We start from the raw sequence: 25,169 nt of genomic DNA on the forward strand, positions 1-25,169 counted from the left end.
GCTAGCTGCAAGTATCAGGGCTTTTCAGACAGAGCCTAGCGACTCGCCGCCAGAGCGGCGCTGGTGTTCGGCAAGCGCCCATTCGACGTGTTCCCTGACCAGTTCCGAAGGATGCTCGCGGCGTGCCTTGAGGGCTTCCAGGACGGGGATGGTCGAGGGTGCATTACCCAGGCCCACCGCCAGGTTGCGCAGCCAGCGCTCGTAGCCGGCGCGGCGCAGCGGCGAGCCTTCGCTGAGGCTGAGAAAGCGCGCTTCGTCCCACAGGAACAGCTCGGCCAGCTTGGCATTGTCCAGGCCGTGGCGCGGCATGAAGTCGGCTTCCTGGGTGGGCTTGGCGAAGCGGTTCCACGGGCAGACGATCTGACAGTCGTCGCAGCCGAACACGCGGTTGCCGATCAGCGCGCGCAGTTCCAGCGGAATGGCGCTCTTCAGTTCGATGGTCAGGTAGGAAATGCAGCGCCGCGCATCCATCAGGTATGGCCCGACGAAGGCTTGCGTCGGACACACATCGAGGCAGGCCTGGCAGCGGCCACAGTGTTCGCTGGCCTGGGCCTCGTCGACCGGCAACGGCAAGTCGACGAACAGCTCGGCGAGGAAGAAATAGCTGCCGGCCTTGCGATTGAGCAGCAGGGTGTTCTTGCCGATCCAGCCCAGGCCGGCCTGTTGCGCAATGGCCTTTTCCAGCACCGGCGCACTGTCGACGAAGGCCCGGTAGCCGAACGGGCCGATGGCCTGCTGGATGCGCTCGGCCAGGTGCTGCACGCGCTTGCGCACCAGCTTGTGGTAGTCGCGGCCCAGGGCGTAGCGCGAGATATAGGCCTTTTCCGGTTGCGCCAGGCGTTTGGCCATTTGCGTGTCGCCGGGCAGGTAGTCCATGCGCAGCGAAATCACCCGCAAGGTGCCGGGAATCAGCTCGGCAGGGCGCGAGCGCTTGCTGCCGTGGGCGGCCATGTAGTCCAGCTCACCGTGATACCCGGCGTCGAGCCAGCGCTGCAGGTGCTGTTCGTGTTCGCCCAGCTCGATCCCGGCGATGCCAACGTGGGCAAAACCGAGTTCACGGCCCCAGTCTTTGATCGACTGGGTCAGGGTGGGCAGGTCGGGGAGGCAAGCGGACATGGATGGGTAAGGCAATACGGGCTCAGGTGCGTATAATTCTGCCAGACATCGGAGCCCTTGACCCCATGCCCCAGACCAAACGTCCTACAAACCCCGCCCGCGCCCTCACTGCCCGCGACCTCGCCGGCCTCGCCCCGCGCCAGCCGAACGCCCACAAGGGCGAGTTCGGCCATGCACTGGTGGTCGGTGGCGACCTGGGCACCGGCGGCTCGGTACTGCTCAGCGCCGAGGCCGCCTTGCGTTGCGGCACCGGCCTGGTCAGCGTGGCGACGCGCCCGGAGCACGTCGCAGCCGGCCTTGCGCGGTTGCCGGAAGTCATGTGCCTGGGCGTGAATTCGGCCAATCAGTTAGTCAGTGTTCTCGAGCGCGCCAGTGTCGTGGTGGTCGGCCCGGGCCTTGGTCAGGCCGCCTGGGGACGCAGCTTGCTGTCGGTGGTGGCGCGCGGCGCGCAGGCGCAGGTCTGGGATGCCGATGCGCTGAACCTGCTCGACGGCGAGCCGCTGGCCTTGGCAGCCGGCAGTATTCTCACCCCGCACCCTGGCGAGGCCGCGCGCCTGCTGGGCATTTCCACCGAAGCGGTGCAGGCCGATCGACCTTGGGCTGCGCGCAAGCTGGCCCGCCGGCATGCCAGTATCTGCGTGCTCAAAGGCGCTGGAACGCTGATCGCAGGGCCTGACGGGGAACTGGCGCTGTGCAACCGTGGTCATTCAGCGATGGCTGGCGCGGGCTTCGGCGATGTCCTCACCGGGGTGCTGGCCGCGCTGCTGGCGCAGGGGCTGGATGCCTGGCAGGCGGCTCAGTTGGGCGTATGGCTGCATGCCTGCGCCGGGGAACGCCTGGGCGTGCAGGGCCGAGGCCTGGCTGCCAGTGATCTGATTCCCGTCATTCGCAAGTTGTTGGAGGAACATTCAGCGTGTCAGGCATAACCCTTTTTCTCGCCGATGAAGCGGCTACCGTGGCCTTCGGCGCGCGCCTGGCTGCGGTCACCGGCGGGCATGGCGTGATCTTTCTCGAAGGGGACCTGGGCGCGGGCAAGACCACGCTGTCCCGCGGCCTGATTCGCGGTCTGGGGCACACCGGGGCGGTGAAAAGTCCGACCTTCACCGTGGTCGAACCCTACGAAATCGGTGCCCTGCGCGCCTATCACTTCGACCTCTACCGCCTGGTCGATCCGGAAGAGCTAGAGTTCATGGGCATCCGTGATTACTTCGAGGGCGACGCACTGTGTCTGTTCGAGTGGCCGGAAAAGGGTGCGGGCGTTTTGCCAAAGCCTGACCTGACCATTACCATGAGCCCCCAGGCGGGCGGACGCTCCCTGGTCCTGTCGCCGCAGGGTTCTCGCGGCGAAGCATGGTGTGCCGCTCTGGCCGCCAACAATAATCAGCAAGTGGGGTAGGTATGCGCAGACGCGCACTGGTCGCCGTTGTCGGGCTGCTGCTCAGCGCGGTGACCCTGCAAGCGTGGGCTGTCACGCAGGTCAAGAGCATGCGCCTGTGGCGCGCGCCAGACAACACACGCCTGGTCTTCGACCTTTCCGGCCCTGTTCAGCACAGCGTGTTCACCTTGAGCGCGCCTGATCGTCTGGTGATCGACATCAACGGCGCAACCCTGGGTGGCTCGCTGAACGCCTCGACCTCCAATACTCCGATTACCAGCGTGCGCTCTGCCCAGCGCACGCCCACCGATCTGCGGGTGGTCATCGATCTGAAGAAATCGGTCACGCCCAAGAGCTTTACCCTCGCGCCCAACGCCCAGTACGGTAACCGCCTGGTGGTCGATCTGTACGACCAGGAAGCCGATGCCGTGGCGGCCAGCACGCCGACGCCGACGGTCGCGCCAACCCCGCCTGTCGTGCCACCGGTGACCACGCCCGCGGTGCCGGTCACGCCGAGCCAGCCGCAGATCAAGCTGCCGCCGGTGCCCAGTGGCAAGCGCGACATCGTCGTCGCCATCGACGCCGGACACGGCGGCGAAGACCCGGGTGCTTCCGGTGGACGCGGCCAGCATGAAAAAGACATCGTGCTGCAGATCGCCAAGGAACTGCAGCGCCAGATCAACACCGAGAAGGGCTTTCGCGCCGAGCTGACGCGTACCGGCGACTATTTCATTCCACTGCGCAAGCGCACCGAGATCGCCCGCAAGAAAGGCGCCGATCTGTTCGTTTCGATCCACGCTGACGCCGCGCCGTCCAAGGCCGCTTTCGGGGCCTCGGTGTTCGCCTTGTCCGATCGCGGCGCCACCTCGGAAACCGCGCGCTGGCTGGCCGACACGGAAAACCGCTCCGACCTGATCGGCGGTGCAGGCAACGTCAGCCTCGACGACAAGGACCGCATGCTCGCAGGCGTGCTGCTCGACCTGTCGATGACCGCCACGCTCAGCTCCAGCCTCAATGTCGGGCAGAAGGTGCTGGGCAACATGGGCCGCATCACCTCGTTGCACAAACAGCGTGTGGAGCAGGCCGGTTTCATGGTGCTGAAGTCGCCGGACATTCCCTCGATCCTGGTCGAGACCGGCTTCATCTCCAACGCCAACGAGGCGGCCAAGCTCGCCACCCGCAGTCACCAGCAGGCGCTCGCGCGCTCGATTCATACCGGCGTTCGGCAGTTCTTCCAGCAGAACCCGCCGCCTGGCACTTACATCGCCTGGCTGCGCGACAGCGGCAAGATCGCCCAGGGGCCGCGGGATCACACTGTGCGACCGGGTGAAACCCTGGCGATGATCGCCGTGCGTTATCAGGTGAGTGTGGTCAGCCTGCGCAGCACCAACGGCCTGAAAAGCGATGAGCTCAAGGTCGGCCAGCACCTGAACATTCCGGCGACCACGCTGGCTGCGCAACAATGAGTGGCGGGTCACGCATCGAGCTGCTCAGCCCGCGGCTCGCCAACCAGATCGCTGCCGGCGAGGTGGTCGAACGGCCGGCGTCGGTGGCCAAGGAACTGTTGGAAAACAGCCTCGACTCCGGTGCCCGGCGCATCGATATCGATGTCGAGCAGGGCGGCGTCAAGCTGCTGCGGGTGCGCGACGACGGTGTCGGCATCTCTGCCGACGACCTGCCACTGGCCCTGGCCCGTCACGCCACCAGCAAGATCCGTGAGCTGGAAGACCTCGAAGGCGTACTCAGCCTCGGTTTTCGTGGCGAGGCCCTGGCCTCGATCAGCTCGGTGTCGCGGCTGACCCTCACCTCGCGCACCGTCGAGGCCGGCGAAGCCTGGCAGGTCGAAACCGAAGGTCGTGACATGGCGCCGCGGGTACAGCCTGCCGCGCATCCGGTCGGCACCTCGGTGGAGGTGCGTGACCTGTTCTTCAATACCCCTGCGCGGCGCAAGTTCCTCAAAACCGAGAAGACCGAGTTCGACCACCTGCAGGAAGTCATCCGACGCCTGGCCCTGGCGCGATTCGATGTCGGCTTTCATGTGCGCCACAACGGCAAGAGCGTGCTCAGCCTGCATGAAGCGCCCGATGACGTCAGCCGGGCGCGTCGCGTCGGCAGCATCTGCGGCCCGGGTTTTCTCGAACAGGCGCTGCCGGTGGATGTCGAGCGCAACGGTTTGCGCCTGTGGGGCTGGGTCGGTTTGCCGACGTTTTCGCGCAGCCAGGCCGACCTGCAGTACTTTTTCGTCAATGGCCGTGCGGTGCGCGACAAGCTGGTCGCCCACGCCGTGCGCCAGGCCTACCGTGATGTGCTGTTCAACGGCCGTCACCCGACCTTCGTGCTGTTCCTCGAACTGGAACCGAGCGGGGTGGATGTCAACGTTCACCCGACCAAGCACGAGGTGCGCTTCCGCGAGGGGCGCATGGTCCACGACTTTCTCTACAGCACCTTGCACCGCGCCCTGGCCGATGTACGCCCGGACGATCAGCTCGCTGCGCCCGCCGCGGCCCCCGAGGCTCCCAGGCCCAGCGGCACCCAGGCCGGTGAGTTCGGCGGCCAGGGCGAGATGCGCCTGTCGGCGTCATTGCTCGAACCGATGCAGGTCGCGCCCTCGCAGGCAGCGCCTGGCAGTGGCAGCGGTGCGGGCTATCAGTACAACTACTCGCCGCGACCTTCGCAGCCAGTGCCGGCCGCTGAGGCGCGGGCCGTGTATCGCGAGTATTTCGCGCCGCTGGGCAATACCGCCGCACCTGGTTTGCCCGAACAGCAGGGTGACATTCCGCCGCTTGGCTACGCCTTGGCGCAGCTCAAGGGTATTTACATCCTTTCGGAAAACGCGGTCGGCCTGGTGCTGGTGGACATGCATGCGGCGCACGAACGCATCATGTACGAGCGGCTGAAGATCGCCATGGCCAGTGAAGGCTTGAGTGGCCAGCCGTTGCTGGTGCCCGAGTCACTGGCACTGAGCCAGCGCGAGGCCGATTGCGCGGAGGAACATGCGCAGTGGTTCCAGCGTCTGGGCTTCGAGTTGCAGCGCCTGGGGCCGGAAACTCTGGCGATCCGGCAGATTCCGGCGTTGCTCAAGCAGGCCGAAGCCAATCGCCTGGTGCAGGATGTGCTTGCCGACCTGATGGAGTACGGCACCAGCGACCGTATCCAGGCGCACCTCAACGAGCTGCTCGGGACCATGGCCTGCCACGGCGCGGTACGCGCCAACCGGCGTCTGGCGCTGCCCGAGATGAACGCCCTGCTACGCGACATGGAAAACACCGAGCGCAGCGGCCAGTGCAACCACGGCCGTCCGACCTGGACGCAGATGGGCCTGGATGATCTGGACAAACTTTTCCTGCGCGGTCGATGACATGAGTGGCAAGCCCCCGGCAATTTTCCTGATGGGCCCGACCGCGGCGGGCAAGACCGATCTCGCCATCGAACTGACCAAACATCTGCCTTGCGAACTGATCAGCGTCGATTCGGCGCTGATCTACCGCGGCATGGACATCGGTACCGCCAAACCCTCCAGGGAGGTGCTGGCCGCGCATCCGCACCGGCTGGTCGACATCCTCGACCCCGCGCAGAGCTATTCGGCCGCCGAGTTTCGTCATGACGCCCTGCAGGCCATGGCCGAGATCACCGCGCGCGGCAACATTCCGCTGCTGGTCGGCGGCACCATGCTCTATTACAAAGCGTTGCTCGAAGGCCTGGCCGACATGCCGGCGGCCGATCCGCAGGTGCGCGCCGAGCTCGAGGCCATCGCCGCCGAACAGGGGCTGGGTGAGCTGCACCGCTTGCTCGAGTCGGTCGACCCGGTGTCGGCCGCACGTATCCATCGCAACGACCCACAGCGGTTGATTCGCGCATTGGAGGTGCAGCGGGTCAGCGGCCTGAGCATGACCGAACATCGCCAGCGTCAATTGGCTGAAAGTCGCGATCCAGACACAGGCGCTTCGGGCCATTTGCCCTATACTGTGGCGAGTTTGGCGATCGCTCCTACAGATCGTCACATTTTGCATCAGCGAATTGCGTTACGATTTTCCCAGATGCTGGAACAGGGCTTCGTCGACGAGGTCCGAACGTTGCGAGCCAGGGCCGATCTGCATGCTGGCCTGCCGTCCATACGGGCAGTGGGTTACCGGCAGGTGTGGGAGTACCTGGATGGCGAACTGGACGAGGCGCAGATGCGCGAACGCGGCATCATCGCAACACGGCAACTGGCCAAACGGCAGTTCACCTGGTTGCGCGGCTGGTCCGACGTTCAGTGGCTCGACAGCCTGGCTTGCGACAATCTGTCTCGCACCTTGAAATACCTGGGACGCGTCTCCATATTGAGCTGAGTCCCTGCCAATTGCCGTCTATTCTTGCGAAAGGTCGGCGGAATTCGTTGTTTTTTCTGATTTTCTATTATTGATCCTTACAGGAGTGCGGCATATGTCAAAAGGGCATTCGCTACAAGACCCTTACTTGAACACCTTGAGAAAAGAAAAGGTCCCGGTATCCATCTACCTCGTCAACGGGATCAAGCTGCAGGGCTCGATCGAATCTTTCGACCAGTTCGTCGTGCTGCTGAAGAACACCGTCAGCCAGATGGTCTACAAGCACGCGATCTCCACCGTGGTTCCTGCTCGCCCGGTGCGTTTGCCTAGCCCATCCGACGCCGATCATGGTGACAGCGAACCAGGCAACGCCTGATAGGAGTCCGTATTGTTCTTTGAGCGCCACGGTGGTGGTGAACGGGCGCTGCTCGTTCACTTGGAAGGACAGAACCCTGAGGCGCGCGAAGACCCGCAGGAGTTTCAGGAGTTGGCCCTCTCGGCCGGTGCAGACATCGTGCAATTGACGACGGTCTCGCGCCATCAGCCCACGGCCAAGTTCCTGATCGGCAGCGGCAAGGTCGAAGAGCTGCGCGACCTGGTCAAGGCCGAACACGTCGATCTGGTGATTTTCAATCACACCCTCACCCCCAGTCAGGAACGCAACCTCGAACGTGTGTTCGAGTGCCGGGTGCTCGACCGCACCGGGTTGATCCTCGACATCTTCGCGCAACGCGCGCGTACCCATGAAGGCAAACTGCAGGTCGAGCTGGCTCAGCTCGAGCACATGAGCACGCGCCTGGTACGTGGCTGGACCCACCTCGAGCGGCAAAAGGGCGGGATCGGCATGCGTGGCCCGGGGGAAACCCAGCTGGAAACCGACCGGCGTCTGCTGCGGGTTCGTCTGCGGCAAATCAAGTCGCGCCTGGAAAAGGTCCGCAGCCAGCGCGAGCAGGCGCGTCGTGGCCGACGCCGTGCCGATATTCCGTCGGTGTCCCTGGTGGGCTACACCAACGCCGGCAAATCGACGCTGTTCAACGCCTTGACCCAGTCCGACGTGTTCGCCGCCGACCAACTGTTCGCCACCCTCGACCCGACCTTGCGCCGGCTCGAGCTGGCCGACCTCGGTCCGATCGTGCTGGCCGACACCGTGGGCTTCATCCGCCACCTGCCACACAAGCTGGTCGAGGCGTTTCGCGCCACGCTCGAGGAATCGAGCAACTCCGATCTGCTGCTGCACGTGATCGACGCCCATGAGCCCGAGCGCATGGAGCAGATCGAGCAGGTGCTGGCCGTGCTTGGCGAGATTGGCGCGGAAGGCTTGCCGATCCTGGAGGTCTATAACAAACTCGACCTGCTTGAAGAGGTCGAGCCTCAGATTCAGCGCGATGCCGATGGCAAGCCGCAGCGGGTCTGGGTCTCGGCGCGTGACGGACGCGGCCTGGAGCTGGTGGGCCAGGCGATTGCCGAGTTGTTGGGAGATGACCTGTTCGTTGGCACACTGCGCCTTGAGCAGCAGTACGCACGCCTGCGCGCGCAGTTCTTCTCGCTTGGCGCGGTGCGCGGCGAGGCCCATGACGAGCATGGCAGCAGTTTGCTGGATGTGCGTTTGCCACGGGTCGAGCTCAATCGTCTGGTCAGCCGGGAAGGCCTGGAACCTCAGGTGTTCATCGAACAACACACTTTGCAATAAATGCCCGTCGAGGTCGCCGGGCAGCGGTGACAGGCATTCTGTAGCATTGGCCGGCGCGCCGTGGGCGCGTCTTTGCTTTATCAGATGGAGAGCGCTATGGCTTGGAATGAGCCGGGTGGCAACTCGAACAATCAAGATCCCTGGGGCGGTCGTCGCGGTGGCGGCGGCGGTGGTGGCGACAAAAAGGGACCACCGGATCTCGACGAGGCCTTCCGCAAGCTGCAGGACAGCCTGAACGGCATGTTCGGCGGTGGCAAGAAACGCGGTGGCGGTGGTGACCGCAACATCGGCAAGGGCGGCGGTCTGGGCTTGCTCGGCATCGGCCTGGCCGTGCTGGCGGCCATCTGGCTGTACAGCGCCGTGTACGTGGTCGATGAGCAGGAACAAGCCGTGGTGCTGCGTTTCGGCAAGTACTATGAAACGGTCGGGCCGGGCCTGAACATCTACTTCCCGCCGATCGATCGCAAGTACATGGAAAACGTCACGCGCGAGCGTGCCTACACCAAGCAGGGGCAGATGCTCACCGAAGACGAGAACATCGTCGAAGTGCCGCTGACCGTGCAGTACAAGATCACCAACCTGCAGGACTTCGTGCTCAACGTCGACCAGCCGGAAATCAGCTTGCAGCATGCCACCGACAGCGCCCTGCGCCACGTGGTCGGCTCCACGTCGATGGACCAGGTGCTGACCGAAGGCCGTGAACAGATGGCCGTGGACATCCGCGAACGTCTGCAGCGCTTCCTCGACACCTACCGCACCGGTATTACCGTGACTCAGGTGAACGTGCAGAGCGCGGCAGCCCCGCGTGAGGTACAGGAAGCTTTCGACGACGTGATCCGTGCCCGTGAAGACGAGCAGCGTTCGCGCAACCAGGCCGAGTCCTACGCCAACGGCGTGGTGCCGGAAGCCCGTGGTCAGGCGCAGCGCATCATCGAAGATGCCAACGGTTACCGCGACGAAGTCATCGCCCGCTCCAAGGGTGAGGCCGATCGCTTCACCAAACTGGTGGCCGAGTACCGCAAGGCTCCTGACGTGACCCGTCAGCGTCTGTACCTGGAGACCATGCAAGAGGTCTACAGCAACACCAGCAAAGTGATGGTGGCGACCAAGGATGGGCAGAACAACCTGCTCTACCTGCCGCTGGACAAGATGGTCGAAGGCAGCCGCAACGCACCGTCCTCGTCGAACAACGCCTCGCCGTCGGTCAACGACGCCGCAGCGCGCACGGCCCAGGACTCGCAATCGCAACAACAGGCGCCGCGTACCAGGGAGAGCCGCTGATGAGCAATAAATCGCTGTTCGTCCTGATCGCTGCGGTGGTCATCGCCGTGGTCGGCTGGAACTGCTTCTATATCGTCGCTCAGACCGAGCGCGCGGTACTGCTGCAATTCGGTCGCGTGGTTCAGGCCGATGTCCAGCCTGGCCTGCATGTGAAGGTTCCGTACGTCAACCAGGTGCGCAAGTTCGACGCACGTCTGATGACCCTCGACGCGCCCACTCAACGCTTCCTGACCCTCGAGAAGAAAGCGGTGATGGTCGATGCCTACGCCAAATGGCGGGTCAAGGACGCCGAGCGCTACTACACCGCCACTTCCGGCATGAAGCAGATCGCCGACGAGCGTCTGTCCCGTCGTTTGGAAAGCGGTCTGCGTGACCAGTTCGGCAAGCGCACCCTGCACGAAGTGGTATCGGGTGAGCGTGACGCGCTGATGGCCGACATCACCGCTTCGCTCAATCGCATGGCCAACAAGGAACTGGGCATCGAGGTCATCGATGTGCGGGTCAAGGCCATCGACCTGCCCAAGGAAGTCAACCGCAGTGTCTTCGACCGCATGAGCACCGAGCGTGAACGTGAGGCTCGCGAGCACCGCGCCAAGGGTAACGAGCTGGCCGAAGGTATTCGCGCCGACGCCGACCGTCAGCGCCGTGTGCTGCTGGCCGAGGCGTATCGTGAGGCAGAGGAAACCCGCGGTGATGGCGACGCGCAATCGGCCGCCATCTACGCCAAGGCCTACGGTCAGGATGCGGATTTCTACGCCTTCTACCGCAGTCTGCAGGCGTACCGCGAGAGCTTCTCGAGCAAGAGCGACGTGCTGGTCCTGGATCCGAAGAACGAGTTCTTCCGTTACCTGGACAAGAGCAAGCCGTGATGTGAGTCATCCCGCCGGGCGCCTAAAGTGCCCGGCGGGGTGCATCCCGAATCAAAAGCGGTGTATGATCGGGCAGCCGGGAAATTCCCGGCTTTTTTGCGTCTGCAAGGTCCGTTTGCTGCTAACCGAACCCTGCATTTTCAGGACGTCACGTATTCACAGGGTGTTGGCACGGTGGTAGCGCTGGGATCGGTGCTGCCCGTCATTGTGCGCCAACGCCTGCTTCACTCAAGGCTGCCTGCGGGCAGTCCGCCCGGACCAGAGGGGAAATGGCGTAATGGCAACGGTAGACCGCTGGCTTCTGCCAGATGGCATCGAGGAAGTACTGCCACCTGAAGCGGCGCGCATCGAGATTGCGCGGCGCCAGGTGTTGGACCTGTTCCAGAGTTGGGGCTACGAGCTGGTCGTCACCCCACATATCGAGTACCTGGAATCGCTGCTCACTGGCGCCGGCCAAGACCTCGATCAACGCACCTTCAAGGTGGTCGATCCGCTGTCTGGTCGTCTGATGGGTTTCCGTGCCGACTTCACGCCTCAGGTCGCGCGCATCGATGCTCACACCCTGCGCCGTGAAGGCCCAAGTCGCCTGTGCTATGCCGGTAGCGTGCTGCACGCCCAGCCGCGGGCGCTGTCGACCTCGCGCAGCCCGATCCAGCTCGGCGCCGAGCTGTATGGCGATGCCAGCCCCACCAGCGATGTGGAAGTCATCAGCCTGATGCTGGCGACCCTGCAATTGACCGACGTCGCCGATGTGCACATGGACCTCGGCCATGTCGGTATCTACCGCGGCTTGGCCCGCGCCGCCGGGTTGTCAGGGGCTATCGAGCAGCAGCTGTTCGATGCCCTGCAGCGCAAGGCCGTCGACGAAGTGCATGTGCTGACCACCGGCCTGCCACCTGATCTGTCCGCGATGCTGCGTTCGCTCACCGAGCTGTGCGGCAGCCGTGAAGTGCTCAATGAAGCGCGAGTGCGCCTGGGCCGTGCCCCGGCCAGCGTGCTGGCGGCACTTGATGACCTGCTGGCGATCGCCGATCGGCTGGCAGCGCGTTATCCGCAACTGCCGCTGTACTTCGACCTCGGCGAGCTGCGTGGCTACAACTACCACACCGGTGTGGTGTTCGCCGTGTTCGTGCCGGGGGTCGGTCAGTCGATCGCCCAAGGCGGACGTTACGACGACATCGGTGCCGATTTCGGCCGGGCACGTCCGGCGACCGGTTTCTCGACGGATTTGAAGACCCTGGTGACACTGGGGCGAGCTGAGGTCGTACTGCCGACGGGTGGCATCTGGATGCCCGACAGCGGCGATGCGGCCCTCTGGCAGCAGGTCTGCCAGTTGCGCAACGAGGGCCAGCGAGTGGTTCAGGCACTGCCTGGACAGCCGCTGAGCGCTGCCCTTGAGGCGGATTGTGATCGGCAATTGATTCAGCAAGAAGGGCGCTGGCAGGTACTGCCGCTTTCCCAATGAGTTTCTGCGTCGGCAGTAGGCCGGCACCAAGTTTGCGAATGAGGACAAGTGTTATGGGTAAGAATGTCGTCGTCCTGGGCACCCAATGGGGTGATGAGGGCAAAGGCAAGATCGTCGATCTGCTGACCGAACATGCAGCTGCCGTCGTGCGCTACCAGGGCGGCCACAACGCCGGCCACACCTTGGTCATCAACGGTGAGAAAACCGTGCTGCACCTGATTCCGTCCGGCATCCTGCGCGAAGGCGTGCAGTGCCTGATCGGCAACGGTGTGGTGGTTGCCCCCGATGCGCTGATGCGCGAGATTACCAAGCTCGAAGAAAAAGGCGTACCGGTGCGCGAGCGCCTGCGCATCAGCCCGGCCGCGCCGCTGATCCTGTCCTACCACGTGGCACTCGATCAGGCCCGTGAAAAGGCCCGTGGCGAAGCCAAGATCGGCACCACCGGCCGTGGCATCGGCCCGGCCTACGAAGACAAGGTCGCACGTCGCGGCCTGCGCGTGGGTGATCTGTTCCACCGCGAACGTTTCGCCGCCAAGCTGGGCGAGTTGCTCGACTACCACAACTTCCAGCTGGTCAATTACTACAAAGAGCCGGCCATCGACTTCCAGCAGACCCTGGACGAGTGCATGGCCTACGCCGAGCAGCTCAAGCCGATGATGCTCGACGTCACCGCCGAACTGCACCAGCTGCGCCGCGCTGGCAAGGACATCATGTTCGAAGGCGCGCAAGGCTCGCTGCTGGACATCGACCACGGCACCTACCCGTACGTCACCAGCTCCAACACCACAGCCGGCGGCATTTCCACCGGCTCTGGTGTCGGCCCAATGTACATCGACTACATCCTCGGCATCACCAAGGCCTACACCACCCGTGTCGGCTCGGGCCCGTTCCCGACCGAACTGTTCGATGAAACCGGCGCCACCCTGGCCAAGCGTGGCCACGAGTTCGGCTCGACCACCGGCCGTGCCCGTCGCTGCGGCTGGTTCGATGCGGTCATTCTGCGTCGCGCCATCGACGTCAACAGCATCTCGGGCATCTGCCTGACCAAGCTGGACGTGCTCGATGGCCTGGAAACCATCAACATCTGCGTGGGCTACAAGAACGCCGATGGCGCCGTGATCGAAGCGCCGACCGACGCCGACAGCTACATCGGCCTGCAGCCGGTGTACGAAACCCTGCCAGGCTGGAGCGAGTCGACCCTGGGCGTGAAGAGCCTGGACGGCCTGCCGGCCAATGCGCGTGCCTACATCACTCGCATCGAAGAGCTGATCGGCGCGCCGATCGACATCATCTCCACCGGCCCGGACCGCAACGAAACCATCGTGCTGCGTCACCCGTTCGCCTGATCAGCCGCACACGCTGAGCCAACGCCGCGCTCCCGCAGGGGACCGCGGCGTTTTTCATGGGCGCGAGAGCGACCGGCTACCGGAGCTTGGCCGATACGCCTGCTGTAGCGGCATAACCCTTGCTGTAAGAAGTTTCTGTAGATGCCATCAAAATAGTGGCGCCAGAAAACACGAGGGTCATACCGTGTCTGCCATCTCTTCACTGTTACGAAGCCGCCTGTTGCGGCCTGTGTTCGTTGCCTTGGGTATCGCGCTTTTGGTGCAGGTGCTGGTGGCCGTTGCACTGACCCGAAGCACGGTCAGCACTTTGGAAGATCAACTTGGCGAGCGCCTGGGCGAAGATAGCCGCCAGCTTACGGCTGATCTGCAGCAAGCCGGGCTGGACGTGCGTGCGGGCCTCGACAGCCTTTCCAGCAGCACCCGCCAGCGCCTGAGCGCGGGGTTGTCCGAGCGCCTGCAAAGCGAACAGCAGCAACTGCGTGCCTCCCTGGAAACTTCGCTCAAGGAATCGGCCAACGACATGGCCGAGCTGCTTGCCTCGGTAGCGCCGCGGGCGATCTGGGACAGCGACGTGCCGGTGCTCTCGGACTTCGCCCGGCGCGCCCAGCGCAACCCCAACGTGTTGTTCGTCGTCTACGACGATGCCCAAGGCCAGCACCTGACCCGCTACCTCAACCGGCAGAACCCCATCAACCAGGCGCTGATCGAAAAAGGCCAGGGCGAGCGTGCCCTGGACAAGGTCATCGATGCCGCTCGCCGTGACCCGGCGGTGTATTTCGTCGAAGCGTCGATCAACCCCAATGGCGCGGAAATCGGCAAGGTGTTGCTGGGCGTGTCGACCGCAGGCATCGAGCAGCAACTGCAAGCGCTCGACCAGCGCTTCGCCGCACTGATCGCCAGCGGCGAACAACTGGTGGGCGACAGCCTGGTGGGGGCGGCGGCCGACAGCGGCAACACCTTGCGCCAGCGCCTGGAAAAAGCCCAGGCCAGTGCCAGCGCGATGCAGGCCAACACCGCTCAGGCGGTGCGTGAGGCCAGCGGTGAGCTGCGCTGGCGCATCGGCCTGGCCCTGGCGGTGGTCGGGCTGGGCATGCTGGTGGTGCTGGCAGTGGTGCTGGGCCGCCGTGTGCTGAGCAAGTTGCGCCTGTTGATCACCGCGCTGGATGACCTGGCAGCGGGTGAGGGCGATCTGACCAAGCGCGTACCGCTCGACAGCCGCGACGAAATCGGTGACATGGCCTCGGCGGTCAATCGCTTCATCGACAAGCTGCAACCCATCGTCCGTGAAGCCGGCGAGGTGGCGCAGCGCACCGGTGTCGAAATCGCGGCCATGGCCCAGCGCAGCAGCGGTGCCGATACCGCAGCGGCCTTGCAGCGCGATGAAGTGGCGGCCAGCCTGCGTGACCTTTCGAGCATGGCCGAGGAGGCCCAGGCGGAAAGCCAGGCGATGCAGGCGGCGTTGCAGCAAGTGGTGGATATTCGTCAGGCCACTGATGAAAACAGCCGCGCCTCGACCCAGTTGGCCGGGCTGATCGAGAACCTGGCCGGGCAGGTCGATACCGGCTCGCAGGTGATCGAGCGCCTGGCCAAGCAGAGCGAGCAGATCGAGGTGGTGCTGACGGTGATCCATGGCATCGCCGAGCAGACCAACCTGCTGGCTTTGAACGCCGCCATCGAGGCGGCGCGCGCCGGCGAGACTGGCCGCGGCTTTGCCGTGGTGGCCGATGAAGTGCGGGCGCTGGCGAGCAAGACGCAGAGCTCGACCGGCGATATCCAGGCGCACATCACCGCGCTGCAACAAGGCGCCAAGGAAGCGGTGGCGACCATCGATCAGGCCGGGCGCAAGGCCAGTGAAGGGCTGCTGGTGCTGCGCGACAACGAGCGCCGCCAGCAGTCGGTACAGGCGGCGGTCGAGCAAGTGCATGCGGCGATTGGTCTTGCCACCCGCGCTGCGGCCCAGCAGGCCAATGGCGCGCAGGCTGTGCGTGGGCGGGTCGAAACCATCCATAGCCAGGCCGAGCGCTCAGCCGAGGTGGTGATACAGACCACCGCCAGCAGCAAGGTGCTGGATGACCTGGCGGCGCAGTTGCGGGCGAGTCTGGGGCAGTTCAGGGCGTGATGGCCTGCCCGTGCCAGTCAGCTCAGGCAGGCCAGGATGATCACGCCTTGTTCAGGTACATCCGCGTGGTCAGCAGGTACACCGGCAAGCCTGACACCACGATCAGCAAGGCCGCATACGGCGCCGCGGCGGCGAACTCGACGTTGGCCGTGTGCGCCCAGACCTCGGTGGCCAGGGTGGTCATGCCGGTGGGGCTGAGCAGCAGGGTTGCGGTCAGCTCTTTCATGGCGTCGAGGAACACCAGCGCGAAGGCTGCGGCCAGGGCCGGGAAGATGATCGGCAGGGTCACTCGGCAGAACGCGCCGAGGCTGCTGGCCCCGAGGGTGCGGGCGGCTTCTTCCAGGGTCGGAGAGGCCTTGTTCAGTGCGGTGCGCACCGGGGCCTGGGCCAGCGGCAGGAACAGCAGCGAATAGGCCAAAATCAGCAGCGCGGTGGTCTGGTACAACGCCGGCACGTAGTGCAAGGCGAAGAACACCAGGGTCAGCGCGATGACCAGGCCGGGCAGGGCGTGCAGCAGGTACGGCAGGCGCTCGGCCCAGATCGCCAGGCGACCCTTGTAGCGCACCACCAGGAAGCTGATGGGCAAGGCCAACAGCACGCAGAACGCCGCGCCGCCGAGCGACACCGACAGCGAGGTGAGCAGCGCGGTGCCGATTTCCGCCACCGGGAAGGCTGCCGACGAACCCACGCTCAGCCAGTAGCCGAGCATCGCCAGCGGAATGCCGCTGCCAAGAATCGCCAGCCCCAGGCAGAACAGCTGCGCCAGTACGCTCCAGCCCTTGAGGCGAATCGGCGCCGCACGCCGTGCCACGCCCTGACCGATACGCACGTGACGCGCCTTACCGCGCACCCGCAGCTCCAGCCAGAGCATCACCAGGCACAGCGCCAGTAGTACCGCCGAGAGCATGGCGGCGTTGGCGTTGCTGAATTCCAGCTCGAACTGCTGGTAGATGGCGGTGGTGAAGGTTTGCAGGCCAAGAATCGACAGGGCGCCGAATTCCACCAACATATGCAGGGCGATCAACAGCGCGCCGCCGAGCATGGCGGGCCACAACAGCGGCAGGGTGACCTTGAAGAACACCCCCCAGCGATTGCAGCCCAGGGTCCGCGCCGATTCTTCCAGAGAGGTGTCGACGTTGCGCAGGGTCGCCGCCACCGGCAGGAACACCAGCGGATACTTCGACAGCGCCATCACCAGAATCGCCCCACCCAGCCCCTCGAAGTCGGAACTCAGCGACACCCAGGTGAAGCTGCTGACGAACGACGGGACGGCGAACGGCAGGCACAGCACCACGCCCCACAGGCGCCGGCCGCGCAGGTCACTGCGCTCGAGCAGCCAGGCCAGCGCCATGCCGACCACCATGCAGGCCACGGTGACGCCGACCATCAGCATCAGGGTGTTGCGCAGTAGACCCCAGACGAACGGCCGCCAGAGCAGGTGCAGCGCCTCGCGCCAGCCTGCCTCCCATGCCTTGAGGGCGACATACAGCAGTGGCAGCAGGCTCATCGCCACCAAAAACAGCACAGGCAGCACCACCCAGATCGAGGGGCGCTTGCGCCGCGGCACGTAGCGCAGCGGCGCAGGGGTCGGCAGGGCGGCAGTCATCAGAGCAGACCGACCTCACGTTCCAGCTCCAGGGCTTCCTCGGCATTGCCCAGGTCGGCCGGGGTGATGTTCGGCGGACGCAGCTCGTCGAACGGCTTCAGGCCGCGGTCAGAGACCATGCCTTTGTGCAGCGGGTATTCGGCGGTGGTCTGGGTGATGACGCGCTGGCCTTCTTCGCTGGCCATCCAGTTGAGCAGTGCCTGGGCTTCCTTGGGATGCTTGCTGGCCTTGACCGCGGCGGCGCCAGAGATGGTCACCAGGCCACCGGCGTCACCGTCGGCCAGGTAGTACAGCTTGGAATCGAGCTTGCCGCGCTCGCGCTCCAGGGCGTACCAGTAGTAGTTGTTCACCAGCACGGCAGCGACTTCACCTTTTTCCACGGCCTTGAGGGCAACCATGTTGTTGGTGTAGGTCTTGCCGAAGGCCTTCAGGCCGGTCAGCCAGTCTTCGGCGGCTTCACGGCCATGCATCTTGAGGATCGCCACCGCCTGTTCCTGGAACGCGCCGCTGGTGGGCACGAAGCCGACGCGGCCTTCCCACTCAGGGTCGGCGAAGTCCATGACCGACTTGGGCAGGTCTTTCTCGTCGATCTTCTTCGGGTTGAACACCACCACGCGGGTGCGCGCGGTGACGCCCATCCAGGTGCCGTTGGCCGCGACGTATTCCTTGGGCAGCATGTTCAGCGTGGCGTCATCGATCTTCGCCAGCAGGCCCAGTTCGCCGAGGTTGTTCAGCGGCGGCGACTCTTCGGTGTAGATGATGTCGGCCGGCGAGCGATCACCTTCCTCGATGATCTGGCTGGCCAGCTGGTTGCTGCTGCCTTTACGGATATTGATGTGGATACCGGTCTTGGCCTCGTAGGCCTTGGCGATGGCCTCGCCGATTTCCTTGTGCTGGCCGTTGTACATGGTCAGCGTGACCGGGGCATCGGCCATGGCTGCGGGGGCGCCGAGGGCCAGGCCGAGCACGGCGGCGGCCAGGGTGCGCAGCAGCGAATGAGGGCGGATCGTCATGCGGGTGGTTCCTCGCTTACGGATACATATTTGGAAACAATGGTAAACGAAATCAGTTCTCAAGTGGCGGCATGGAAGAAAATTCATTCGCGTTGCGATCCGCGCAGTTCCGCTCGCTGCAGTGCTCAGTGACGTACCGCTTCGCCCCTATTGCGGCGTGCCTGACCCTCGTTTGGCGGTAGGGAAGCAGAACGTATCCGATCCTCTCCGAGCAAAGCTTGGGCACCTTCGGCGATGCCCTGACGCACTCGCCAGGCCAGCAGCAGAGCCAATAGCAGGCCGCCGCTCAGGCAAGCCAGCATGCCGACGTAGCCCAGGCGGTCGAGCAGCAGGCCGGCCGCCACTGGCGCGGCCAGGCGGGTGATGACGAACAGGCTCGATTGCAGGCCGTAGTCGCTGGCGGTGCGCTGACGGCGGCTGAAGAACAGGGTCAGGCCAAACATCAGTGCCGACACCGCGCCCATGCTTGCGGCCAGGGCCAGCACACTGGCGAGCAACCAGCCGCGGCCCAGGCCCAGGGCAACGGTAAGGGTCAGCAACGACAGCGCGAGCAGCGCCGCCAGCAGGTAGACGACGATCGCCCGGCCCGTGCCGAGCACCCCGGCCAGACGGCCGCCGATCAGGCTGAACAGTGCACCGGTGGTGCCACCGACGATGCCCACCAGCCAGGCGACCTCCTGCATGGGCAGGCCCTGGTCGAGCATCAGCGGCTTGAGGTACAGCCAGGCCGCGCCAATGAACGGGAAGGCGGTGAGTAGCAGCCAGGTCCACTGGCGCGCGGCCGGCTGGCTGAAGAAGCCCACCCAGTCGGCCACCAGGCCAGCGGACGGCGCCATATCTGGCGTCTGCGCCTGGGCACGTTTGCGCAGCGCCAGCAGCGGTAGCACACCGATCAGCAGCGCCGCGCCCATGATCACGAACGGCGCTTGCCAGCCCAGCCGCGCCTGCACCAGCAACATCGCGCCACCGCCGATGATCGCGCCGAGGAACAACGCCGCCGAGCGGATGCTGCCGGCGCGCAGTTGTTCGCTGCGCGGTAGCCACTGCACGGCCAGGGCATTGAGCGGAATGTCCATCCAGGTGGCGATGATGCTGATGGTGAAGGTCATGGCGAACAGAGGCAGGCGCTGTTCGATCAGGTTGTGCCGGCCGATCAGCCAGTACAGCATCAGCAGCGCCGCGCTCAGCAGCAACAGCCAGTGCACCAGGTGGCCGCGGCCCAGGCGCACCCGTTGCACCGGAACCGCCAGCAGGAACTTGAACACCGCCGGTAGGCCGGCCAGCTGGAACAGGCCGATTTCCGTGCCACTCCAGCCGTACTGGCGCATCACCAGCGGCATGCCGAACATCAGGTAGATGCTGGGCACCGCCAGCGCCAGATTGAGCCAGCCGAACAGCAGTTGCAGGCTGGCATTACGGGTACGGTTCATCGCTTCATCCCTGCGCGCGACGCGCGATCACAGCGTTGACCGGGGTCACCGGATAGCGCAGGCCGGTGAGTTGCTGCACGCCGCAGAAGCCGGCCTGTTGCAGGCGCACGGCCAGTTCGCCCTCGTCGAGGACGTGGCGACCTTGCAGACGCATGTGCAGGTAGTAGGGCAGCACCTGGGCGGCCGCCTGCCGCTCACGGGGCACTTCCGCCTGACAGCACACCAGCAGCCCGCCCGGGCGCAGCGCCGCATGCAGGCGACCTACAGTGGTGGCCAGGTCGTCGGCAAAATGCAGCACCGAGGAGCACCAGATCAGATCGAAACCGCTGCCGATGTCGTCGGCATTGAAGTCGCCGCCCTGGGCGCTGAGACGTTGCTGCAGGCCGGCCTGGTGAATGTTGTCGGCCGCCACTGCAGCCGTTTCCGGGTACTCGAACACCACACCGTGCAGAGCGGGCAGCGCTTCGGCCAGGGCGATGGCCACAAGGCCAGGGCCGCCACCGAGGTCGAGCAGGCGTTGCACCTGGCGAAACTCCGGCAGGCGCTCGAGCAGGGCGCAGGCCACTTCGCGGGTGACTGCACGTTGTTCTTGGGCGATCTGCACGCGTGCTGCGTTGGCCCAGGCCAGGCCCGATGCCGAGGGCGTGCTGTCGATGCGGCTGAGGCCGTTACGCAGGTAGTCGCCGAGCTGGCTGCCGGTCTGGCGCATTATCCGGTGGCGGAAGGCCAGCGCATCGCCGCAGTACTCCCGTGCGCCACGGTGCAGGTGCTGCGCGGCTACCGGCAGGTTGCGGTAGTGCGTTGCGTGCTGTGGGTCGCGCTCCAGCAGGGCCAGGCTCCACAGCAGCTCGAGGATCAGTTCGGTGCAGTGCCGGTCCAGGCTCAGGCGTTCGGCCAGGTCGGCGGCGCGGGTGAAATCGTTCAGGTGGTCGAACAGTGCGCAGTTCAGCGCGGCCTGCAAGGCATCGGCGGCGAGGCCGTTCAGTTGCAGGTTCCAGCAGGCTTGCAGCGGGTGGGCGGCGCTGAGCTCGAAGGTATCGGCGGGCAGTTTGCAAGAGTGAGGCACGGTAACTCCCTGTTCATGGCCATGGCATCGCGCGAACAGCCCATGGCCGGATCACTGATAAAGGTGATATAGATTAAATGAGAATCATTATTCATAAGTATGCGAGCCGGAGCCGTTCCTATGCGCCGTGCCGAGCGCTGCCATCGAGGGAGATCACCATGAACACATCGAAAGGAAGCTGCCGCCTCGGCCTGGACTCACCGCGTCACCGCAGCGTGCAGGCCGATGGCCGGCTGTGCCTGCAATTGGATGAAGGCCTTGGCCAGTGTCACTCCGAGCTGTTGCGCCTGGAGCAGGGCCTGGCGCTGGGGCGGCTGCACTACCACCCGGTGCGCAGCGTGATCGAGGAGAGCTGCGGACCCCACGACGGCCACGTTATGGTGGTGACCATCGGCTTGCAGGGAAAATCGGGTTTCATCGGCAAGGACGGCAGCAACCTGGCCTTCGAAGCCGGCCACACCACCATTACCGCGTTCCGTGCCACCCCCGGTGAGCGCCGCTACCAGGCCAATGAAACCGCCTCGCAGCTGCGCGTGGTGATTGACCAGCCAACCCTGTGCAAATACGTCGGCGAGGCCCGTGCCGAACAGGTGCTGGGCAGTGGTCGTCTGCATCGTCTGGACTTTCGCCGTAGTTCCCAAGCCGCCCAGGCCCATGCCGCGGCGCTGGTGCGCTACCTGCAACCGGGCCTGCTCGACCCGGCCAACCGCCTCGACCTGCACATCCATACCCTCAGCCTGCTGTCGGAGCAGTTCAACCTGCTGGCGCCGCTACAGAGCCAGGGCAGTGCGCTGAGCACCCAGGACATCGAGCGCCTGGAGCGCGCGCGCATCCTGCTCTGCGAGCAACTGCACACGCCGCTGACGGTGGAATATCTGGCCACCAGCGTCGGCATGAACGAGCACAAGCTCAAGGAGGGCTTCCGCCAGCTGTTCGACAGCACCCCGGCGAAGATGCTGCTCGACCTGCGCATGCGCAAGGCCATGACCCTGCTCGAATCCGGCCAGCAAGTGGCCCAGGCCGCCTGGCAGGTCGGCTACAAATACCCGAATAACTTCACCGTGGCCTTCACTCGCTATTTCGGGAGGACACCGAAGTCGATCTTCGGCAAGAAGCGCTGAGGGGCTGGGCGGGTTGCCGCTCGAGTGCGTTTACAGTCGCGGCATCGTTGCCAAGAGTTCCCCGCCCCAGCACAACGCATACGAACTTGATCCTCTCGCATATGAATCTAAACGAGATTCATTTGCTTTTGTCGGTAAGCTTTTTCCGTCGTCAGCAGACGGCCATGAATTTGCCATGTATTACCGACAACCACAGGTTCTGCCATGCACGTGTTCCCCACCGCCCCGGCCACCTTGCGCCTCAAGCCCCTGGCCTGCGCCATTTTTCTCGCGATATCCGCACCCAGCGTGGCTGCCGAGGCGCACGGCGCCACCCCGAACATGGGCCCGGTCGAAATCGAACTGCCCGAAGGCTTCGAAGACGAGTTGAGCAAGCGCGGCACGTCGCAGAAGGGCCGCCAGGTGCTCGAAGCGCTGGAGGTGAAGGCTGAGTGGGAAGAGAAGGACGAGAAAGGCCAGAACGACGTCTACCGCAAGGACGTCTCCAACGTGTACGTCGGCAAGCAGGATATCGAGCGCTACAAGGGCGCCAACGCCGCTGATCTGTTCAAGGGCCTTAACGGCGTGTACAGCGGCGAGTCGCGCAACAGTGGCGCGCTCGACCCCAACATTCGTGGCATTCAGGGCCAGGGACGTATCCCGGTGACCGTCGATGGCACCGAACAGGCCACCTCGGTGTGGCTAGGCTCGGCGGGGGTAGCCAACCGCAACTACGTCGACCCCAACATGATCAGCAGCATCTCGGTGGAGAAAGGCCCCTCGACCACCGCCGGGGTGCGCAGCGGCATCGGCGGTTCGGTGGAAATCAAGACACTGGACGCCGAAGACATCGTGCCGCTTGGCGAAACCTATGGCCTGGAGCTGAAAACCGAAACCGCCACCAACGCGGTCAAGCCCAACGAAACGGGGATGAACAACTACGGTCGCGACTACCGCGACATCGACGGCGCCTATGTCGGCGGGGCCTACGTGTTCTTCCCCAAAGGTGGCGGCAGCCAATACACCCCGCACAGCTCATCGCGCGGCAACGATTTTGACTTCAACGACAACGCCTACCGCCTGGCGTTGGCTACCCGCCAGGAAAACTTCGATGCCCTGGCCGCCTACAGCTATCGCAAAAGGGGTAACTACTACAGCGGCAAGCACGGCAGCCAACGCTATGAGAGCGAAGACTGGCTGGAGTCGGCGCGCAAGGCCAACAACAACGCTTCGACCATTGGCGACAACGCCGGTAATTACCTGGCCACGCTCTACCTACCCGGGCATGAGGTGTCAGGGACCTCCAGCGAAATGGAAACCACCTTGCTCAAAGGCACGCTGTACTTCGCCGAAGGGCAGAGCCTGAAAGCTTCGTATATGCACAGCGATCTGGAGTTCGGCGAGACCCAGCCTTACCTGATCGCCGAAGTGCTCAAGCAGCGCACCCCCGGCGGCAACTTTGGCTTCCAGTTGCCCTACAGCCAGGTCAAGCAGGACACCGTCGCGCTCACCTACACCCTGGCGCCGGAGGACTCGCGCTGGCTCAACCTCAGCGCCGGCTGGTGGATGACCCAGAGCGATTCGAAGCGGCACCAGAATGGTGAAGAGATCTACACCCTGAGCGACACAAGCGTGAGCGACAAAGCGTGGGATCAGTACACCCTCTGTCAGTCTGATCCTTCCAATTGGGGCTGCGCGGGGCTCGGTACTGCGCCGGAAAAGCTGCCCAATACCGATGGCCGCTTCAATATCGTTTCACGTGCGCTGCAACTGACCGACCACAACCGCTGGGGGGTTAACCTGACCAACCAGATGGCGCTGACCGATACCTGGAAACTGACGGTGTCGAGCGACTTCAGCAAGGAACGGCTGCAGATGAAGGACAGCGCGTCCCAGGACAACGGCAGCATGGCCATCTATGGAGCTACCTACTTGGGGCCTCGCTCGGGACGACGTGAGCAGTACAACTTCAGCTTCAACAACGAGTGGGCCGCGACACCCTGGCTGACGCTCAGCGCTGGCGCGCGCTACAGCGACTACAACTCGTTCGACACCGGACTCGACGAGCGCCGTGCTGCGCGTGATCCGTCGGGGGCCGCTACGTCTCGTATCGTGGCCAAGAAGTTCACATACAGACGACTGATGACCGACGAAGAAAACCTGGCGTACGTCGCCGATGTTCGTGCTGCTGTTGAAAGCTGGGGGCTCAGCCCGGAAGAAGCTGAAGAAGTGCTGGAGTACGAACTCAATGAAGGCATCAAGATCAATGGCTACCGTTATACGACCGAGTCGGTCGTCGTTCCCACCGATGGAAAAAAACTGGTCAGCTCGGCCAACCCGTTCACCAACGGCACGATCGATCTCAACGAGCAAGTTACCGATGCGCAGGGTATGAATGGAACAGTCCCGCGGTATGTCGTTACTCCGGACAGTGGTTCTGAAATCCTCGTACAGCCTACCGAGGAAGAGCGCTGGGCCAAACCGAAGAAACAACGGGGCAGTGCCTGGACGCCAATGGCAGGCGTTACCTTCAACCTTAGCGAGCGCGCTCGCCTTTATGCACGTTACAGCGAGTTCGTGCGTTTCCCCTCAGTGTATGAAGACTCCCAAGGGTATATCTCCAGTCGACTTCGCCAAGCGACCTCCAGTAAGCCCGAGCATGCCTACAACTGGGAAGTCGGTTACGTCCAGGACCTGCAAGGCTTCGTCCCGCAGTGGCGCTACGCCGATGTCCGGTTGAATTATTTCAACAATGAAATTCGTGACTACATCGACCGCGACTTTCTCTACAACATCATTCAGTTCGACAAGAAGAAGTTGTCGGGCCTGGAACTGCAGGCACGCATGGACAGCGGGCGCTACTTCTCCAGTTTCGGCGCCACGTACCGCCTGAAACAACAGCTGTGCGACAAGGACATGGCCAACACCCTCGATCCGTATGGGCGCTATGGCATGGATGAATGCGTCACTGGCGGCTTCCCCACCACCTTCTCGCGCACCAGCCTGCAACCGCAGTATTCCTTGAACCTCGATGGCGGCCTGCGCCTGTTCGACGAGCGCCTGGAGCTGGGTGGGCGAATGATTTACCACAGCAGCGCGAAGAACAAGGAAGAGAACAAGTGGATCGAGCGCGGTGTGCCCAGTGTCACCGGCCTTAACCAGCCGTATCAGTGGCACCCGATCTGGGTCTTCGATGCCTATGCCACGGTGGGGGTGAATGAACAGGTCGATGTCGATTTCGGCGTGAACAACATCACCAACCGTTATTACCTCGATCCGCTGGCACGCACCATGATGCCGGCCCCCGGCCGCACCTTGAAGATGGGGCTGACGGCGCGCTTCTGATGCATCTAGGTTTTTTTGCTGTTTTCTTAAAAACAGTC

General features: G+C 64.2%; 19 protein-coding genes and 1 pseudogene. 15 read left to right on the plus strand and 5 right to left on the minus strand.

What is annotated here, in order from left to right; genetic code table 11:
* Nucleotides 1-24 precede the first annotated feature (24 nt).
* On the minus strand, nt 25-1,116 hold the full coding sequence (gene queG / locus H618_RS0110425; RefSeq protein ID WP_028695013.1) for a tRNA epoxyqueuosine(34) reductase QueG: 1,092 nt from the start codon (nt 1,114-1,116) through the stop codon (nt 25-27).
* Nucleotides 1,117-1,181: 65 nt separating this feature from the next.
* Here queG and H618_RS0110430 point away from each other — a divergent pair, with 65 nt between their 5' ends.
* The 13 genes and pseudogenes from H618_RS0110430 to H618_RS23460 all read left to right on the plus strand — a co-directional run bounded on the left by H618_RS0110430 (nt 1,182) and on the right by H618_RS23460 (nt 15,571).
* Complete coding sequence (locus H618_RS0110430) at nt 1,182-2,042, plus strand: NAD(P)H-hydrate dehydratase (RefSeq protein WP_028695014.1); 861 nt, start codon at nt 1,182-1,184, stop codon at nt 2,040-2,042.
* Nucleotides 2,030-2,512 (plus strand): tRNA (adenosine(37)-N6)-threonylcarbamoyltransferase complex ATPase subunit type 1 TsaE, encoded by a 483-nt coding sequence (gene tsaE / locus H618_RS0110435; protein WP_028695015.1) that lies wholly within the window; start codon nt 2,030-2,032, stop codon nt 2,510-2,512. The genes H618_RS0110430 and tsaE overlap by 13 nt, the downstream gene beginning before the upstream one ends.
* A 2-nt stretch (nt 2,513-2,514) precedes the next feature.
* Nucleotides 2,515-3,957: an N-acetylmuramoyl-L-alanine amidase gene (locus H618_RS0110440; RefSeq protein WP_028695016.1), complete on the plus strand. Its 1,443-nt coding sequence runs from the start codon at nt 2,515-2,517 to the stop codon at nt 3,955-3,957.
* Nucleotides 3,954-5,849 (plus strand): DNA mismatch repair endonuclease MutL, encoded by a 1,896-nt coding sequence (gene mutL / locus H618_RS0110445; RefSeq protein ID WP_028695017.1) that lies wholly within the window; start codon nt 3,954-3,956, stop codon nt 5,847-5,849. The genes H618_RS0110440 and mutL overlap by 4 nt, the downstream gene beginning before the upstream one ends.
* 1 nt (nt 5,850) lies before the next feature.
* Nucleotides 5,851-6,822 carry a tRNA (adenosine(37)-N6)-dimethylallyltransferase MiaA gene (miaA, locus tag H618_RS0110450; protein ID WP_028695018.1) on the plus strand — a complete coding sequence of 324 codons (972 nt, stop codon included), beginning with the start codon at nt 5,851-5,853 and terminating at the stop codon, nt 6,820-6,822.
* Between the two features lie 94 nt (nt 6,823-6,916).
* Nucleotides 6,917-7,177 carry an RNA chaperone Hfq gene (hfq, locus tag H618_RS0110455; RefSeq protein WP_028695019.1) on the plus strand — a complete coding sequence of 87 codons (261 nt, stop codon included), beginning with the start codon at nt 6,917-6,919 and terminating at the stop codon, nt 7,175-7,177.
* 12 nt (nt 7,178-7,189) lie between these two features.
* Nucleotides 7,190-8,491: a ribosome rescue GTPase HflX gene (gene hflX / locus H618_RS0110460; RefSeq protein ID WP_028695020.1), complete on the plus strand. Its 1,302-nt coding sequence runs from the start codon at nt 7,190-7,192 to the stop codon at nt 8,489-8,491.
* A 96-nt stretch (nt 8,492-8,587) separates the two neighbouring features.
* Nucleotides 8,588-9,772, plus strand: a complete 1,185-nt coding sequence (gene hflK, locus H618_RS0110465; protein ID WP_028695021.1) for an FtsH protease activity modulator HflK — start codon at nt 8,588-8,590, stop codon at nt 9,770-9,772.
* The gene (gene hflC, locus H618_RS0110470) at nt 9,772-10,641 is read left to right on the plus strand and encodes a protease modulator HflC (RefSeq protein WP_028695022.1); all 870 of its coding nucleotides are present in this window, start codon (nt 9,772-9,774) and stop codon (nt 10,639-10,641) included. Before hflK ends, hflC begins: the two co-directional genes overlap by 1 nt.
* A gap of 277 nt (nt 10,642-10,918) precedes the next feature.
* Nucleotides 10,919-12,106 (plus strand): ATP phosphoribosyltransferase regulatory subunit, encoded by a 1,188-nt coding sequence (locus H618_RS0110475; RefSeq protein WP_028695023.1) that lies wholly within the window; start codon nt 10,919-10,921, stop codon nt 12,104-12,106.
* 53 nt (nt 12,107-12,159) lie between these two features.
* Nucleotides 12,160-13,452: an adenylosuccinate synthase gene (locus H618_RS0110480; RefSeq protein WP_028695024.1), complete on the plus strand. Its 1,293-nt coding sequence runs from the start codon at nt 12,160-12,162 to the stop codon at nt 13,450-13,452.
* A 1,090-nt stretch (nt 13,453-14,542) separates the two neighbouring features.
* Nucleotides 14,543-14,665: pseudogene (locus H618_RS23455) on the plus strand (hypothetical protein); the annotation flags it as partial.
* A gap of 201 nt (nt 14,666-14,866) precedes the next feature.
* Nucleotides 14,867-15,571, plus strand: coding sequence for a methyl-accepting chemotaxis protein (locus H618_RS23460; protein ID WP_425414183.1), 705 nt, complete (start codon nt 14,867-14,869; stop codon nt 15,569-15,571).
* Nucleotides 15,572-15,611: 40 nt separating this feature from the next.
* On the opposite strand, the gene H618_RS0110490 is transcribed toward H618_RS23460, so the two are convergent.
* The 4 genes from H618_RS0110490 to H618_RS0110505 form a co-directional block, all read right to left on the minus strand.
* Nucleotides 15,612-17,177 carry an ABC transporter permease gene (locus tag H618_RS0110490; RefSeq protein WP_028695026.1) on the minus strand — a complete coding sequence of 522 codons (1,566 nt, stop codon included), beginning with the start codon at nt 17,175-17,177 and terminating at the stop codon, nt 15,612-15,614.
* Entirely contained in the window at nt 17,177-18,190 is a 1,014-nt protein-coding gene (locus H618_RS0110495; protein WP_028695027.1) for an extracellular solute-binding protein, read from the minus strand. Before H618_RS0110495 ends, H618_RS0110490 begins: the two co-directional genes overlap by 1 nt.
* 125 nt (nt 18,191-18,315) lie before the next feature.
* The gene (locus H618_RS0110500; protein WP_028695028.1) at nt 18,316-19,620 is read right to left on the minus strand and encodes an MFS transporter; all 1,305 of its coding nucleotides are present in this window, start codon (nt 19,618-19,620) and stop codon (nt 18,316-18,318) included.
* 4 nt (nt 19,621-19,624) lie between these two features.
* Nucleotides 19,625-20,686: a class I SAM-dependent methyltransferase gene (locus H618_RS0110505; RefSeq protein WP_245586768.1), complete on the minus strand. Its 1,062-nt coding sequence runs from the start codon at nt 20,684-20,686 to the stop codon at nt 19,625-19,627.
* Between the two features lie 158 nt (nt 20,687-20,844).
* On the opposite strand from H618_RS0110505, the gene H618_RS0110510 reads away from it, so the two are divergent.
* Complete coding sequence (locus H618_RS0110510) at nt 20,845-21,807, plus strand: helix-turn-helix domain-containing protein (RefSeq protein WP_028695030.1); 963 nt, start codon at nt 20,845-20,847, stop codon at nt 21,805-21,807.
* 204 nt (nt 21,808-22,011) lie between these two features.
* Complete coding sequence (locus H618_RS0110515; RefSeq protein WP_028695031.1) at nt 22,012-25,131, plus strand: TonB-dependent receptor domain-containing protein; 3,120 nt, start codon at nt 22,012-22,014, stop codon at nt 25,129-25,131.
* Nucleotides 25,132-25,169: the final 38 nt, after the last annotated feature.

Origin of the sequence: Pseudomonas cremoricolorata DSM 17059 = NBRC 16634 (genome assembly GCF_000425745.1) — a bacterium.
In the GTDB taxonomy this organism is placed as follows: domain Bacteria; phylum Pseudomonadota; class Gammaproteobacteria; order Pseudomonadales; family Pseudomonadaceae; genus Aquipseudomonas; species Aquipseudomonas cremoricolorata.